2 protein-coding genes are annotated in these 3,295 nt (G+C 34.4%); both read left to right on the top strand.

Going from position 1 to position 3,295, the window contains the following annotated elements; all coding sequences use genetic code 11:
• Positions 1–1,363: asparagine synthase B (gene asnB, locus RMN92_RS02855; RefSeq protein ID WP_309607951.1), on the top strand; the 1,363-nt coding region annotated here is incomplete at its 5' end.
• A 340-nt stretch (positions 1,364–1,703) separates the two neighbouring features.
• Positions 1,704–3,295 (top strand): DNA gyrase subunit B (locus RMN92_RS02860; protein ID WP_309607952.1); only part of this gene is annotated, 1,592 nt, incomplete at its 3' end.

The following is a 3,295-nucleotide window of genomic DNA, read 5'->3' on the forward strand; positions in this document are numbered from 1 at the left end:
AAAACACCATACTTTCAAAACCAAATCAGATTCGGAAGTGATTGTGCATTTGTATGAAGAATTTGGTTATGATTTTCTAGACAAATTAGATGGTGATTTTGCTTTTGTAGTAATTGATGGCGATGATTATATTGCTGGTCGTGATCCAATGGGCGTAAAACCATTATATTATGGTATGGATGAAAGAGGTAGAATGTATTTTTCATCCGAAATGAAATCTATTGCCGACCAATGCAAAACATTCTCAACATTTCCTCCTGGACATTTTTACACTCCAAAAACGGGTTTTGTAAAATACTATAAACCAGAATATGAGGATTATTCAAAAGCAACAAATGAATTAGATTTAAAACTGATTCGTGATACATTAACCGAAGCCACTCGAAAACGATTAATGAGCGATGTGCCCATTGGAGTTTTATTATCTGGCGGACTAGATTCATCATTAACATCATCAATAGCTTCAAGATTATTAAAAGAAAAAGGTAAAAAATTACATTCCTTTTCTATTGGTTTAGATGCCGATGCTCCAGATGCTAAAGCCGCTCGAAAAGTAGCTGAGTTTTTAGACACTGAACACCATGAAATTCATTTTACTATCGAACAAGGCATTGAAATTTTAGACAAATTGGTTTGGCATTTGGAAACGTACGATGTAACTTCTATTAGAGCAAGTACGCCTATGTATTTCTTATCCAAAGCTATTACAGATATGGGAATTAAAGTCGTACTTTCCGGTGAAGGTGCTGACGAAATTTTTGGCGGATATTTATACTTTAGAAATGCGCCTTCAACTGAAGATTTTCAAAAAGAAACAATCGAAAGAGTGCAGAAATTATTCACTGCCGATTTACTTCGCGCTGATAAATCCACCATGGCACATGGATTAGAAGCTCGTGTTCCGTTTCTAGACAAAGCATTTTTAGATGTTTCAATGTTAATCAAACCAGAAGAAAAACAACCAAAAACTTACGACGGAAAAGAGAAATATATTCTTCGTAAAGCGTTCGATACGCCAGATAATCCGTATCTTCCAGATGAAGTATTATGGCGTCAAAAAGAACAATTTTCTGATGGAGTAGGATATAATTGGATTGATGAATTAATAGAATATTGCGCCTCAAATGTAACCGATGAGCAATTGGATTCAGCCAAAGTACAGTTTGCATACAACACGCCTACAACCAAAGAAGCTTATTTTTACAGAACCATTTTCCATAAATATTATCCACAACAAAGCGCTGCCGAAACTGTACGCAAATGGATTCCGAAATGGCAAGAAAATCAAGATCCAAGCGGCAGAGCAAACGCTGCGCACGTAAAAGCAGACGTTGAAATTGCGAAAGTGGATGTAACTGTATAAATTTCAAAAATCAATTTCAAAAATCAATTGTAATTTAATAAACGTATAGATTTAAAGTTTTTCAGATTTTCAAAAGTATATTTCTAAATATTCCTTTTGAAAATTTGTTTTTTTAAGTAATTAGTTTTTTTGAAATTGAATTTTGCCATTGTCATTGTCATTGAATTTTATATAAATTTTTGAAATTGAATTTTGCCATTGTCATTGATTTTTTAAATTTGATTTTTAATAAACTGTTGATAACTTCATCACTTAATCATTGCTTAAACTTTTAAAATCGTTCTCAATAGTATATATTTGCCTGTTAGACAAAAATTACATTTTTTAAGAATAAATTTATATGAGCGACGAGATTAAAAAAGATAATTATTCAGCAGATAGTATTCAGGCGTTAGAAGGAATGGAGCATGTAAGGATGCGCCCATCGATGTATATTGGAGATGTAGGTGTTCGTGGTTTACACCATTTAGTTTATGAGGTAGTCGATAACTCTATCGATGAAGCTATGGGCGGCCATTGTGATACTATTATTGTTGATATTAATGAAGACGGATCAGTTACTGTAGAAGATAATGGGCGTGGTATTCCAGTAGGTATTCATAAAAAAGAAGGTGTTTCGGCACTTGAAGTTGTTATGACTAAAATTGGTGCAGGTGGAAAATTCGATAAAGATTCGTATAAAGTTTCTGGAGGATTGCACGGTGTGGGAGTTTCTGTAGTAAATGCATTGTCAAACCATTTACGTGCCACTATTCATAGTAGCGACGGTAAAGTTTATGAGCAAGAATACGAAAAAGGAAAAGCACTGTATCCTGTAAAGCAAATTGGAGAAACAACCAAACGCGGAACCATAGTTACTTTTTATCCTGACAATACTATTTTCACACAAACAACCGAGTTTTCTTATGATACTTTATCGGCTCGTATGCGTGAATTATCTTTTTTAAATAAAGGAATTACCATTACATTTACAGATAAAAGAGAGAAAGACAAAGATGGAAATTTTGTTTCAGAAGTTTTTCATTCTACTGAAGGCTTAAAAGAATACATTAGATATTTAGATTCAAATCGTGATCCAATTATCGCGCATGTAATTTCTATGGATAACGATAAAGGTGAAATTCCCGTTGAAGTTGCCTTGATTTACAACACAAGTTATACAGAAAATATTTTTTCTTATGTAAATAATATCAACACGCACGAAGGAGGAACACACTTGCAAGGTTTCAGAACAGGTTTAACTCGTTCGCTAAAGAAATATGCAGATTCATCTGGAATGTTAGACAAACTGAAATTCGAAATTTCAGGTGATGATTTCCGTGAAGGCTTAACTGCAATTATTTCCGTAAAAGTAGCAGAACCTCAATTTGAAGGGCAAACCAAAACCAAATTGGGAAATAGAGAAGTAGTTTCTCCGGTTTCTCAAGCGGTTGGCGATATGATTGAAAGTTATTTGGAAGAGAATCCAAATGATGCTCGTATTATTGTTCAAAAAGTAATTTTGGCTGCTCAAGCACGTCATGCTGCCAAAAAAGCACGTGAAATGGTGCAACGCAAAACTGTAATGGGTGGTGGCGGATTGCCAGGAAAATTATCAGATTGTTCAGAACAAGATCCAGCAAAATGCGAAGTTTTCCTTGTTGAGGGAGATTCTGCTGGAGGAACAGCAAAACAAGGACGTGACAGAGCATTTCAAGCTATTTTGCCTTTAAGAGGTAAGATTTTGAATGTGGAAAAAGCCATGCACCACAAAGTTTTTGAAAACGAAGAGATTCGTAATATATTTACAGCATTAGGAGTAACTATTGGTACTGCCGAAGATAGTAAAGCATTAAACCTAGAAAAATTGCGTTACCATAAAGTAGTAATTATGTGTGATGCCGATATTGATGGTAGTCACATTTCTACCTTAATATTAACCTTCTTTTTCCG

Origin of the sequence: Flavobacterium sp., assembly GCF_031363805.1 — a bacterium.
GTDB lineage: Bacteria > Bacteroidota > Bacteroidia > Flavobacteriales > Flavobacteriaceae > Flavobacterium.